At 44.6% G+C, this 12,373-nt stretch carries 13 protein-coding genes; 7 read left to right on the top strand and 6 right to left on the bottom strand.

Translation table 11 applies throughout. The features are described 5' to 3' along the window. Nucleotides 1-37: 37 nt before the first annotated feature. The 3 genes from RTS10_RS02245 to queC all read right to left on the bottom strand — a co-directional run bounded on the left by RTS10_RS02245 (nucleotide 38) and on the right by queC (nucleotide 1,816). Nucleotides 38-538, bottom strand: a complete 501-nt coding sequence (locus RTS10_RS02245) for a peroxiredoxin (protein ID WP_312523218.1) — start codon at nucleotides 536-538, stop codon at nucleotides 38-40. 145 nt (nucleotides 539-683) lie between these two features. Continuing rightward, nucleotides 684-998 (bottom strand): hypothetical protein, encoded by a 315-nt coding sequence (locus RTS10_RS02240; RefSeq protein WP_065252727.1) that lies wholly within the window; start codon nucleotides 996-998, stop codon nucleotides 684-686. A gap of 107 nt (nucleotides 999-1,105) precedes the next feature. Further along, nucleotides 1,106-1,816: a 7-cyano-7-deazaguanine synthase QueC gene (queC, locus tag RTS10_RS02235; RefSeq protein ID WP_159374785.1), complete on the bottom strand. Its 711-nt coding sequence runs from the start codon at nucleotides 1,814-1,816 to the stop codon at nucleotides 1,106-1,108. 281 nt (nucleotides 1,817-2,097) lie between these two features. Here queC and RTS10_RS02230 point away from each other — a divergent pair, with 281 nt between their 5' ends. Then, nucleotides 2,098-2,973, top strand: coding sequence for a DNA/RNA non-specific endonuclease (locus RTS10_RS02230; RefSeq protein WP_312539036.1), 876 nt, complete (start codon nucleotides 2,098-2,100; stop codon nucleotides 2,971-2,973). A gap of 60 nt (nucleotides 2,974-3,033) precedes the next feature. Further along, on the top strand, nucleotides 3,034-3,303 hold the full coding sequence (locus RTS10_RS02225; RefSeq protein WP_282849565.1) for a hypothetical protein: 270 nt from the start codon (nucleotides 3,034-3,036) through the stop codon (nucleotides 3,301-3,303). A gap of 79 nt (nucleotides 3,304-3,382) precedes the next feature. Here the strand turns inward: RTS10_RS02225 and RTS10_RS02220 are convergent, their stop codons facing one another. Then, nucleotides 3,383-4,153, bottom strand: coding sequence for a MipA/OmpV family protein (locus RTS10_RS02220; protein ID WP_312539034.1), 771 nt, complete (start codon nucleotides 4,151-4,153; stop codon nucleotides 3,383-3,385). Between the two features lie 262 nt (nucleotides 4,154-4,415). Between RTS10_RS02220 and RTS10_RS02215 the strand changes: the two genes are divergently transcribed. From RTS10_RS02215 to RTS10_RS02205, 3 genes are all read left to right on the top strand, one after another. Then, nucleotides 4,416-5,579, top strand: a complete 1,164-nt coding sequence (locus RTS10_RS02215) for a metal ABC transporter solute-binding protein, Zn/Mn family (protein ID WP_312539032.1) — start codon at nucleotides 4,416-4,418, stop codon at nucleotides 5,577-5,579. Between the two features lie 188 nt (nucleotides 5,580-5,767). Further along, nucleotides 5,768-6,562, top strand: a complete 795-nt coding sequence (locus tag RTS10_RS02210) for a metal ABC transporter ATP-binding protein (protein WP_312539030.1) — start codon at nucleotides 5,768-5,770, stop codon at nucleotides 6,560-6,562. 63 nt (nucleotides 6,563-6,625) lie between these two features. Continuing rightward, the gene (locus tag RTS10_RS02205; RefSeq protein WP_312539029.1) at nucleotides 6,626-7,504 is read left to right on the top strand and encodes a metal ABC transporter permease; all 879 of its coding nucleotides are present in this window, start codon (nucleotides 6,626-6,628) and stop codon (nucleotides 7,502-7,504) included. Nucleotides 7,505-7,565: 61 nt separating this feature from the next. On the opposite strand, the gene mnmA is transcribed toward RTS10_RS02205, so the two are convergent. Continuing rightward, a complete protein-coding gene (gene mnmA, locus RTS10_RS02200) occupies nucleotides 7,566-8,741 on the bottom strand; it encodes a tRNA 2-thiouridine(34) synthase MnmA (RefSeq protein WP_312539028.1) in 1,176 nt (391 codons plus the stop codon). A gap of 274 nt (nucleotides 8,742-9,015) precedes the next feature. Here mnmA and RTS10_RS02195 point away from each other — a divergent pair, with 274 nt between their 5' ends. Beyond that, nucleotides 9,016-10,128 carry a metallophosphoesterase gene (locus RTS10_RS02195; RefSeq protein ID WP_312539026.1) on the top strand — a complete coding sequence of 371 codons (1,113 nt, stop codon included), beginning with the start codon at nucleotides 9,016-9,018 and terminating at the stop codon, nucleotides 10,126-10,128. Between the two features lie 89 nt (nucleotides 10,129-10,217). On the opposite strand, the gene RTS10_RS02190 is transcribed toward RTS10_RS02195, so the two are convergent. After that, entirely contained in the window at nucleotides 10,218-10,775 is a 558-nt protein-coding gene (locus tag RTS10_RS02190) for a TetR/AcrR family transcriptional regulator (protein WP_312539024.1), read from the bottom strand. A 295-nt stretch (nucleotides 10,776-11,070) separates the two neighbouring features. Here RTS10_RS02190 and RTS10_RS02185 point away from each other — a divergent pair, with 295 nt between their 5' ends. Then, nucleotides 11,071-12,372 (top strand): HlyD family efflux transporter periplasmic adaptor subunit, encoded by a 1,302-nt coding sequence (locus RTS10_RS02185; RefSeq protein WP_312539023.1) that lies wholly within the window; start codon nucleotides 11,071-11,073, stop codon nucleotides 12,370-12,372. Nucleotide 12,373 lies beyond the last annotated feature (1 nt).

The following is a 12,373-nucleotide window of genomic DNA, read 5'->3' as shown; positions in this document are numbered from 1 at the left end:
AAAATAAGGCGTTTGGGTTAATTTAGGTTAGTTTGGGTTAAAGGGTGGGCAATATCGCAAGTAATTTATCAATATGCCCCTTGGCGCGGACATTGCGCATCTCATGAACCAGCTTGCCTGAGGGGTCGAAAATTAACGTTGAACGTACCACGCCAAGGCTGACTTTGCCGTATAGTTTTTTCTCGGCAATGATGCCAAAATATTGGCAAAGTTGTTCATCGGTATCACTCACCAGCGCAAAATTAATTTGTTGGTTGGCGATAAATTTTTCATGGCTTTTAACACTATCTCTTGATACGCCAATGACTTGGTAGCCAAGCTGCTGCAATTGGGTCAAATGCTGGCTAAAATCTTGCGCTTGTACAGTACAGCCTGAGGTGTTGTCTTTTGGATAAAAGTACAGAATCAAGCCTTTCTCTGACTGCTTGGCATACGCTAGTAGGTTGATTTGACGCTGGATAAATTGCGGCTGCGCTGTAGCATGACGGCTGGTATCCGCTTCAACCGTGGTGACTAAAAAATTGGGTAGTTGAGTCATGGACATTTCCCAAGCAAAAATTGAACTAACAATATCAGAAAGCCAGATTGAGTACAAACTTCTTCATGCGACAAAATAAAAAAAGACCAGTAAACAACTGGTCTGGTGGTGCGGCGCTATCGATTATGGTATTGAGTGTAACCAATTAGGGACGGGCTTTATTAAATTTAACGCCGTTACCGCACGCTTTCATACGAGCACTGATGGTTTGGAAAGTTTTGTTTTGGCGAACATCTTTGCCACTTTTTACCCAGGTATCGAGCTCATTTTTTTGCGCTTGGGTGATTTTTGATTGTTCATCTACCACACAAGTACATACTTTTTTTGCAGAAGCGGCATCAGTGATGTGTTTTTCGGTCATTTGTGTAGCGCAAGCATTGACATATTGTGGGTTGGCGGCATGCGCGGCAAACGGCAAAACCATGCTAGCAAATAGGGTCACGATGGCTGAATGTTTCATAGTTTATCCTCATAAGAGACAGCAGTATAGAACAGCAGGTGTTCAATCGTACAATGGCTAGCTTTACCGTTGACGCAATAAAGCTGGCAGGATTTGATGATGATAGATTACTGATAAATAGTCGGGTCATCTATTTCAGCTTGTAAAAAACCTTGCTGACGTAGATAACAGCTATCGCAGTGCCCGCAGGCGCGTCCTTCGCTATCTGCGCGGTAGCATGACACGGTCAACGCATAATCAACCCCCAAAGATACCCCAAGCTTAATGATTTCTGCTTTACTTAAATGCAACAATGGCGTTGCAATGTGGAGATGATTGCCCATCACACCGGCTTTGGTAGCGAGATTTGCCATCTTTTCAAAGGCTGCAATATATTCAGGACGACAGTCAGGATAGCCTGAATAATCGACTGCATTGACGCCAATCACAATGGCATTGGACTGTGTCACCTCTGCCAATGCCAGCGCATACGACAAAAAGATGGTATTACGCGCAGGCACATAGGTAATTGGAATGCTGTCATTATGCTGATTATCGCTAAAATCTGTTTGTTTGGCATCGGGTACCACCAGCGAAGCATCGGTCAACGCTGAGCCACCTAATTGTGCCAAATCAATATCGATAATACGGTGGTTGACTTGGGCAGTCGCGGCGATTTTTTTGGCGGCATTAAGTTCGCTATTGTGGCGCTGACCATAGTTAAAGCTTACCGCTGTGACGTTGGTATAATTGGCTTTTGCCCAGTAAAGGCAAGTCACGGAATCTAGCCCGCCCGAGAGTAAGACGACGGCGTTTTGTGATGTGGTTGATGTACTCATAGAGGATTTACTAACGACAAAAAGCGTATTTTATCAGAACTTAAGCAATTGTTGATGGGAAAATATGGGGATAAAAATAGTCAAAACAATATTAGCCAAAAATATGTCAAAAAACTGCTGTCACTACCAGTAAATATTTGCGTATTCCACTAAAAAACCTTATAAAATAACCAAGAAGTTTTAAACCAAGCTTTAAACTACGTTATCCGACACTTTAGCCCCAACCATACCATTGTCGTCATTGCATCATTTTTCATTTTTTCTTTTTTTTAAGGTCACTCATGATAGTTCAAACCCATTTTGTTAGCCATACTGCCATCTTATCAGCCATAAGCGTTGGCTTGCTGTATTTGACAGGTTGTAGTGTTACGCCCTCAACCGCCAAGCCCGATAGCAATACTGTTACTATCCCTACTACTATTCCTGCCACCCAAGCGAACACAGATACCCAAACACTCACCACGCGCCCGCTAGACAAGGCGTTACAAAAATGCGCCAGCGAGTTTTTGGAGAAAACCCAGCCGATAATGACCGCCAAGCTGTCGCAAAAAACCTACCCACTGTGCTTTAATGGCTTTGCGGTGATGTATTCGGGTGTCACCAAAACCCCTATTTGGGTCGCTGAGCATTTGACGCGACAACGAATAACGGCTGCCAAAACCTTGGTCAGAGAGGATAACTTTCATGAAGAAACTCGCCTGCCAGCCGAGATGCGTAGTCTATTGAGCGATTATACCCGTACCGGATTTGATAGAGGGCATTTAGCGCCCAATGCTGATATGGCAAACACGGACTCACAATTTGATAGCTTTAGTTTGGCCAATATTGCTCCACAAACACCTGACAACAACCGTAAAACTTGGGTAAAAATTGAAACACAAACTCGCAACCTGACCAACCAATACGGCTCAGCTTATGTAGTGACAGGGGTGGCGTTCTTAACGCCCGAAGTCAAACGTTTAAAAAATCGCGTGTTGGTGCCATCGCATTTTTTTAAAGCGGTATATTTGCCATCACAACATCAAGCGATAGCATTTTTGAGCCCGAATGATGATAGCGGAACCGTTGAAAAAATTAGCCTAAGCGCACTTAAAAAACGCACCGGGGTCAATGCGTTTCCCAGTTTACCGAGCAATGTATCGACTATTGCACCATAACCAAAATCAGTAATTAGCAAGTCAAAAACTAGCAAATCAGTAACTAAACAGGGGGAAAAGATGAGTGCTTTTAAACCATTTCAAAATGATAGCCAAAGCGTCGGATTGGGCGAATTTACCCTTGAGAATCAAGGAGAGCAAGTCAATCTCTATGGCAGTGCAACGTTTACGTTGGATAAACAAAGTCTAGCCACGGCAAAACAATTACAAGATGTGCTGAGTCAAATCATTGCATATTTAGAAGCCCATCAAGCCCAAACGGTGGAAAAATCTACCACGCAACAGCAGCAAGCTTCGCATGTGGACGAAGTGAATAACCCTTTCTTATAAATAAAAAAAGCGCAAATCAAACAATTTGCGCTTTTTATGGGCAAGCTATTTATGGGCAGGCTAGGCATCAAACTAGGCATTAAAACTGATAGTTAAAGCCAATTTTAGTTTTGCTATCGACACGGTTATCAACCAGTGGGCTGTCTTTTTGCTCATCGCTCAAATACTCTAAATGCTGACTGATAAACGCACTCCAGCGTGGTGAAATTGCATAACTGGCACTGACATTGACATAGGGGGTAACGCTACTATCAGCGTTATAAGCTTTTATCCCGGTGCGTAGCGATTCTTGCTCAGAAACACCAAAGTAGTAATTGTTGTACTTGTCATTGTACCACTGCAGTCCTAACTCAGGATAAATGGTGATTTTATCATCCATTGCCTTAAATCTGCTTAAGTGCGCCACTTTTGCGCTAGTACCATCACTGCGACCCAATGCATCAGTTTCCACTTGCGCTTTAAAGCCACCATACGGGGTGATGCGCATATAGCTGGTGCCCACCATAGCAGACCATTTACGCTCATCGAGTCCTTTTAACGCCGCTGTGCTCGCATCATCTGGATCAAATAAACGGCTATCGTAGCTTGCGGTCAATCGCCATTCGTTTTGTGCATCTTTGTAGGGATAATAACCTGCTTCACTGCCTTCAATGTAGAGTCGATTGTTGTCATAAAATGCCTGTGGCATGACCGTAACATCATTGTCCTTGTCGTACGCATAATGGTTGATAGACGCGTTTAACCCTAGTTTAAAGCGGGCATTGGTATCCACTGGCATGGAGGCTGCGTGGGCAAGTGTTGTGCCCAACATACTGGCAAGTACCAGACAAGGCGCGAAAAATTGTTTCATAAAAACATCCTGTGAGAGTGGGTCATACAAAAAAGTGCTGACAGGCGTAAAGCATAGAAAATGACAACCGATTCGCCTGTGAACCATACAGCAAGGTGATAAATTTATTATGGCATAAAAAGGTCAGCGCAAATAGTTGAATTTAAAGCTGCGATAGATGAAATCCAAGCCAGCATAAATCCTTGAGCTACCTTGAGAACACCATTAAAATGTTATAATATAACATTTTTAATATTCTCAATACTTGATTTGGCGACCCAGCATGATAAACGCATTGATTAACAAATATGCTTTTTTTAGCCGACCTTTTTTGCTACTAAGGCTACTAAAAACCCCGGCGATTGCAGGGGTAACATTGACGCTGAGCCTATTGGGGGGATTAACAGGCTGCCAAAAGCAGACTGACAATCAATCCACTTCAAATCAATCAGCCTCAAATCAATCCGCATCAAATAGCTCAGCTACAACAGTCTCATCAAACACCGTTATTGATACCCAATTACCCACCGTGTATGCCACCACCAATGTGTGGGGTTCGGTGGCCAAAGCGGTCGGGGGGGATAAAGTCAATGTGATTGTGGGGGTCGATGATTTATCACAAGATCCGCATGATTATCAAGCCACAGCGACCGACAAGCTTAATATCACTAAGTCCGCTATCATGCTGGTCAACGGTGGCGGGTATGATAATTGGGGTATGAGCTTAGCTGAGTCGGTGAGTCATAAACCTGTAGTGATTAATGCCGTAGCACTTTCACGACTGTCGCCTAACATAGACAATGCGGCAGATGAGCCTGCCAGTGAACAACACCAACACGAAATAAAGACCGCTGATCCGCAACCATCAGATCATCCTCACTTGCCCAGTGAAGGGCATAGCGAAGTACATAGTCACTCGCACGGTGACTTCAATGAGCACGTGTTTTTCTCCCTTGATACAGCAAAAAAAGTGGCTGAAGCGGTCAACAAGCAATTGGCTGCAACATCACCTGCCAATCAAGCAATTTATGCAAAAAATACCCAACACTTTATCCAGCAAATTGATGCGCTCAAAGTCAAAGCCCAACAAATCGGACAGCAAAAAGTCATCACTGCCTTTGCTACTGAGCCTGTCATCGGGTATTTGCTAGCTGATATGGGCATCAAGGATGTAACGCCAAAAGCGTATGTCGTGCAATCAGAGACGGATGCAGGGGTATCGGTCAAAGTGCTCAATGACAGCAAAAGCCTGCTAAGCAATAAACAAGTGGGTTTGTTGGTGGTCAATGCCCAGACCGAAGATGCCACCTCAAAGCAACTAATCACATTGGCGAAGGCATTAGCAGTCCCAGTTGTGGCGGTCTATGAAACCTTTCCCGATGGCGTGACAAGCTATACGCAATTTATTGAAAAAACCCTAGATGATTTTGCGGCAGCGACGCGCTAATTTAACTAGCCTAAAAATTTTAGATTACCCATTAACGCATTTGGGGAAAAATTTGCGTTAATTGGTATAGTATTGGCTGGTTATCGCTTATAATGCTTAATTTTTTATCCCAGATTTTTTGCAATGTGATATTGCCAATCAACCATCCTTGTCGTTAATCTTGCAGTTAGGATGAAGAAGTAGCTACCATGCCCATGTCAACCACCAAAATAGCCAATAGCGAGCGGCAGTTTGCGCAGGCCATTCATTGCCAATCGTTTGTCAAACTGCCCCATTCACAGCAAGTCGTTTTGCAAGTCAAAGATGGCAGTATGCACTTTGGACAACGTCTGCTATGGCAGGATGTCAATTTTTCGATTTTATCGGGTGAATTTGTGGCATTACTCGGCGCCAACGGTACAGGCAAGACAACATTGCTGCGAAGTTTACTCAAGCTTGTGCCACTATCCAGTGGTTCAATCACGCTTGGCAAAGATATTCGGGTGGGCTATGTGCCTCAGCTCAAAGACTTTGCGCCAAAACTACCGATTCGGGGTAGGGACTTGGTGCAGCTAGGGCTGGATGGGGAAAATTATTTGTTTGGTCTGTTTAGCCCCAAAAAAACCTTGGGTGGTTTTTGGCAGACGGCAAAACAAAAAAAATATTTGGTGGATAAAGCCATTGCGGAAGTCGGCGGTGAGTCATTTTGTGATGCGCCGCTTACCATGCTCTCGGGTGGTGAGCAGCAGCGCATGCGTATTGCCCAAGCCTTGGTCGCTGAGCCTGATGTTTTGTTGATGGATGAGCCGCTGCTGAGTCTTGATGTGGCAAGCCAGTATGTGGTCAGTGATATTTTAGCCCATCGCAAACAGGCGCATCATACTGCGATTTTGATGATTAGCCATGAACTCGAACCGATTATACCTTTGGTAGATAAAGTGCTGCGCCTTGAAAATGCGACTGCCAACCTCGATGGTGTCGACTTAATCAATCGATTTCGCTAATTTATTTGCTTCAATCAAATACAAGCCATCACGTTCGATGGTTTTTTAACTTTTGGAATTTACATGCTGCTCACGACTTGGCTACATACCATCATCAATTTTGATAACTTTGCTGAGCTGTTGCCCTTGGTATCAACGTCCATCGTGGCCGCGGTATTGTTGGGTGTGATGGCGGGATTCATTGGACCAATGGTACAGGCACGCGATATGGCGTTTGCCGTGCATGGGACAGCAGAGCTGTCCTTTGCTGGGGCGGCTTGTGCCTTATGGTTAGGGTCTTCAGTCACTCTAGGCGCCATCATTGGGGCGGTGATGGCTGGCATGGTGTTGGGGGTCATGGGTATTGATGGCAAAAACCGCAACTCAGTGGTGGGTATTTTGTTGCCATTCGGGCTTGGGCTGGGGGTGTTGTTTTTATCCTTGTATCAAGGGCGCTCCTCCAATAAATTTGGCTTATTAACCGGGCAAATTGTTGCAATCACGCCCGCTGAATTGCAGTCGATGTTAGTGGTTGCGGTGATTGTGCTATCAATCATTGCCATATTTGGTCAGCGCATGTTATTTGCCGCAGTCGACCCGCAAGTTGCCCAAGCACAGCATTTGAATTTAACATTTTTATCCTTGCTGTTTATGTTTGCACTGAGTCTTGTGGTGGCGGTGAGTGTGCAGTTTGTCGGTGCATTGCTGTTATTATCGTTACTCATCACGCCTGCGGCGGCGGCGAGTCAAGTGACGGCTAGACCCATCTATGTTTATTTGTTGTCCATGCTGTTTGCCATCACCGCTGGGGTCGGCGGGATATTACTATCGTTAGGACCTGGACTGCCGATTTCACCTTATATTACTACCATTTCATTTGTGATTTATTTAAGCTGCTGGGGAATTGGGTACTTACGAAAAAAAGCGGGGTGGAACAAACGCTTAGCCGCAAACTTTTCTTAATCAACAGGGTATAAAAAAGCGCAAATGGTATCAATTTGCGCTGTTTGTGTCTTGATGTGTATTAAACTTCAGCTAAGCTAGTAGGGGCATCGATGGTTTGAATCACGCCACCGCCTAAACAGATGTCATCTTGATAAAACACACAAGACTGACCGGGCGTCACCGCACGCTGTGGCTCGTCAAACACCACTTTTATAGTGTCCCCCGTTTCATCAAGGGCAAAAACTGTACAGGCTTGATCGGGCTGACGATAGCGCGTCTTGGCGGTACAGCGATAACCTTGGGCAGTAAATAGTTGGGTGGGCGCATCAACCACCCAGTCAAGTTTATAGGCAGTCAATTTGGTGGATTGTAGCATCGGATGGTCATGCCCTTGACCGACAATCAGGCGATTATTATCCAAGTCTTTGTGTAACACAAACCAAGGCGCCTCATCTCTATCTTTGACCCCACCAATACCAATACCCCCACGTTGACCAAGCGTGTAATACATTAAGCCATCGTGGGTGCCGATTTTTTTGCCATCATCGGTATAGATATCGCCTTTTTGAGCGGGCAAATACTGCTGTAAAAAGTCTTTAAAGCGTCGCTCGCCGATAAAACAAATGCCGGTAGAGTCTTTTTTCTTCGCTGTCGCTAAATCATATTGCTCGGCAATACGGCGTACTTCAGGTTTTTCTAACGCACCCACAGGGAACAAGGTTTTGGCGATTTTATCGCCTGCCACCGCGTGCAGAAAGTAGCTTTGGTCTTTATTGTTATCAAGTCCGCGCAGTAGTGGCGCTTTGCCAGTTTCATCGCTAAAACCGCGGCGCGCATAGTGACCGGTGGCAATATAGTCCGCCCCCAAGGTTAGCGCATAATCCAAAAAGGCTTTAAACTTGACTTCTTTGTTGCATAAAATATCAGGATTTGGGGTGCGACCAGCGCTATATTCCGCCAAAAAATGCTCAAATACGCGATCCCAATATTCCATGGCAAAGTTGGCAGTATGCAGTTTAATGCCGATTTTATCAGCGACCGCTTGCGCATCAGCAAGGTCAGTCATGGCGGTACAATATTCGGTACCGTCATCTTCTTCCCAGTTTTTCATAAACAAGCCTTCAACATCAAAGCCCGCTTCTTTGAGCAAAACGGCGGTGACAGAAGAATCAACGCCCCCTGACATCCCCACAATGACGCGGGTTTGGGCAGGGCTCGCAATATCAGATAAATTAACAGCAGTTGAATAAGTCATAATTTTTAAAAGTGCCAAAAGGGTTATTATAGCAAATTTATTGCTTGTTAAAAATCAATAAACCTGCCACAATACCGCTATCGGATGAGCCGATATCGAAAAAACCCAACTTATTCTCGTAAGTTGGGTTTTTTAATGCCTAAATTACCAACTTACAAAACTATGAATTGATTTTTTCAAATTCACTGATTGGCTTTAATAGATAAAGCGACATTGTAAATTCACAAACATTCTTTATATAACCTTTACTTATGATAAAAAATTTGGGGCTAGTATGCGTTGGATATTTCTGACCGTCATTGTATTGTTGTTTGAATTGTTTACTTATGGGGCGGGGCGGGGGCTGCAGTGGTGGGCAGGGTCTTGGCTATCCGATCGGTCTTCTCGCTATTTGATGATTAGTCTATTTGTGATGAGTAATGCGTTATTGGTATTTGGCATCGCACGCTTGACGAGCTTTGGGCTCAAGCTGTCTATGACTTGGCTGACTATTTTGTGGTTTGTCATCATGTCGATGGTGGTGGTGGGTATTATTAATCTGGTGTTGATGAAAGTTGCCCCGCAATTTTTTAATTCCGTGAGTTATCAAACTTACGGGGAACGCATTTTGTTGCCGCTCATGTTTTTTGGCATGGTATTGATGGGTATTTATAATGCTTATACACCCACTATTCGTCATATCAGCTTGACTGCTAATCAGCCACTTGCTAAACCTATTCGGATTGGGATGGTTTCAGACTTGCATTTGGGTCTAATGGTCGGTGAGCGGCAAATTAACCGATTAACCGATATGGTAAAAGCACAGAACGTGCAACTGCTGTTGATGCCTGGCGATATCATGGATGATAATGTTGACTATTATACCTCGCAAAATATGCAGCCCGCGCTGCAGCAACTAGCAAGTGCAGTGCCAATGGGCGCGTATGCCACGCTAGGTAATCATGATATGTATGGGCATGAAGGCGAGATTCGCGATGCGATCCAAAAAGCCGATATCACCTTATTGGCAGATGATAAAGTGTTGGTTGATAACCAGCTTTGGTTGGTAGGACGACTGGATAATCATGCCACTTATCGTAAAGCGACCAAGGATTTAATGCCGTCAAACACGGATAAGCCGATAATTTTACTTGACCATGAGCCCAATGAGATTGAACAAAACGTACAATTACCGATTGATTTGCAAGTGTCGGGACATACCCATAATGGGCAGATATTTCCTGCCAATTTTATTGTCAAATTCTTAAATCGTTTGGGTTACGGCTATGAGCGTATCAACAATACCGATGTGATTGTAAGCTCGGGGTATGGTTTTTGGGGTGTGCCGTTTCGGCTAGGCTCGCAAGCGGAGCTTTGGGTGATTGATTTAGTCGGTAAAAAATCCTAAATCTAGTTTTAGCGCTCTGTCACTAGACTCTAATGATGACATTGGGGTTATGGCAGATTATGGCGATGACAGATTATTGCCAAAACAGACTACTGTATAGACACTGTCTGCATCATCAGTTGTATATTGCTACGAATATCCTCGAGTGACATTTGGTGGTCCTGCTGCAGGCAGTAACTTAAATTGTTTAATATAATCCCTGCATACGTATGCCCTTGAAATTCCAAGTCGCCTGGGCGTCCATGGCGCTTGGCATGCTCAATATAATTTTGTTTGATTAACGCATACATGTCATCATATAAATGAATATTGGGGGTTTTGATTTGCCAAAAAGCCAGTATGCGTTGTTTTTGCGTGTGGATAAACGCCCAAAACTGTTCCAAACACACCAGTAAATTCTCTTGACTAGCGACACTAAAGCGTTCGGTTAAAAACTTCTCATACACTTGCCGAAAGTTACTCACCATTTTCTCTGCCAGCGCCTCTTTACTGGCGTAATGACGATAAAAGGTTGAGCGATTAATCGCTGCCGTATCTAAAATATCTTGGACCGTGATGGCGCGGTAAGGTTTCTGCTGCAGTAATGCCAGAAAAGCTTGCTCGATATGTTGTTCAGTCTTAATGACCCGTAAATCATTTTCGTTCATCGCTTTTTGGTATCCTTACGCTCTTCATCTTACGCTTTATGTCTTACCCTTTAAATTTTAGCAATCGCATGAATTGCGCAAAATTTTTATAATAAACAACATTATCTACCTAACTGTATTCTTATGCAACATTTATGTTTTATTTGATGCTTGATGGCTGTTTAGGATAGTTTTATATTGCCACCCATTAAACATATCAAATTACATAATCGAGCTATTTTCTAGCATAAATCCGTCTGCCAACCGTCGGATTTTTTAGATTTTGCCACTCAAGTTTAGCGATAAGGACGAAAAAATGGCTGAAACCATGCCGACTGGGGTTGATGATAGCCCCGAACCCGCACCGACACCCGCATCTACGCATAGCACAACCCAAATCCCTGCCAAATCCAAACGTAAAAAAAACCTATTGGTATTTACCTTGATTGTTTTAGCCATTGCTGCAGTGACGTTATGGCTATACGTTACTCAATGGCGCTATCAAGTCAGTACCGAAGACGCCTATGTGAGCGGCAACCAAGTACAAATCAACGCGCAAATATCGGGAACGGTGACAGCAATTGGGGTCAATGACACAGATATGGTCAAAGCTGGGCAAACTTTGGTGGCGTTAGACCAAGCGGATAATGGCTTAGCCCTTGAAACCGCCAAGGCACAATTGCGCACCGCAATCAGACAGTACAAAACCCAAACCGCAACCATTCAACAAGCTGATGTCAATATCTCGCAAGCGCAAACTGCGATGAATGAAGTACAATCGCAAATTGAATCTGCCAAAATTGCGCTGCTTGCGGCACAATCTGACTATCAACGCCGCGCCGCTTTGATGGCAAGTCAAGCGGTATCGCAAGAAGAAGTCCAGCATGCTGCCGACACTATCAAAAAAGCCCAAGCCCAGCTCGACGCGGCAGTTGCCAAGCAAGCCACCGCTCGCTCTGCGGTCGTGACTGCCCAAGCGCAGCGCAATGTGACAGTGGCCAATTTGGGTAAAAATGATGTGCTATCACAACCTGCGGTACAAACCGCGATGGCGAATATCCAAACCGCTTGGCTCAATCTCAACCGTACCCAAATCGTAGCACCGATCGATGGGCAAATTGCCAAACGCGGTGTGCAATTAGGTCAAAAAATCAGCGCAGGCACCCCTTTGATGGTGATTGTACCGCTACATGATTTGTGGGTCGATGCCAATTTTAAAGAAAGCCAAATTAAAGACATTCACCTAGGTCAAGCGGTGAATTTAACATCAGATATCTATGGTAAAGAGGTTATTTATCATGGCAAAGTGATTGGCTTGTCAGCAGGGACGGGCAGTGCGTTCTCGGTTTTGCCTGCCCAAAACGCCACCGGTAACTGGATTAAAGTCACCCAGCGTCTGCCTGTACGAATTGCCCTCGATAGCAAAGAATTACAACAGCATCCGCTACGCGTGGGGCTAAGTATGCATGCTGAGCTGGATAGCCGAGACCAACAAGGCAAACCGCAGGTGGCTACCGCAACCGCTAGCAACAAACCGGTTGCCCAGTTGCAGCCGCAAGTCGATATGTCAGGCGCGACCAAAATCATCCAACAAATCATCCAGCAAAACCAATCATGAG

Origin of the sequence: Moraxella sp. CTOTU47616 (genome assembly GCF_032017465.1) — a bacterium.
GTDB lineage: Bacteria > Pseudomonadota > Gammaproteobacteria > Pseudomonadales > Moraxellaceae > Faucicola > Faucicola tetraodonis.
Note: the sequence above shows the minus strand (reverse complement) of the source record. Positions and strands in the feature narration are given on the sequence as shown.